This is a genomic window from Pseudomonas sp. R-28-1W-6, assembly GCF_009799925.1.
GTDB lineage: Bacteria > Pseudomonadota > Gammaproteobacteria > Pseudomonadales > Pseudomonadaceae > Aquipseudomonas.
Window position 1 is genome coordinate 1 of sequence record NZ_WELK01000032.1, and the last position, 294, is coordinate 294.

The following is a 294-nucleotide window of genomic DNA, read 5'->3' on the forward strand; positions in this document are numbered from 1 at the left end:
TCATCGTGCACCCGGACGTGCGCCGCATGCTGCTGACCATGAAGGCGCTGAACGAGGGCGGTCGTGCCTTCTCCAGCTACGTGGCGATGCAGCTGGATACCGCCAAGTACAGCGAAGACGCCGCCACCCGCAAGCGTGCCGAAGAGCTGGTGGCCCTGCTGACCCCGGTGGCCAAGGCCTTCCTCACCGACATGGGCCTGGAAACCACCATCCATGGCCAGCAGATCTTCGGCGGCCACGGCTTCATCCGCGAGTGGGGCCAGGAGCAGCTGATCCGCGACTGCCGCATCACCC

1 protein-coding gene is annotated in these 294 nt (G+C 66.3%); it reads left to right on the forward strand.

The genetic code is table 11. The features are described from left to right. Positions 1-294 (forward strand): acyl-CoA dehydrogenase family protein (locus F3I62_RS20630; RefSeq protein WP_256667847.1); only part of this gene is annotated, 294 nt, incomplete at both ends.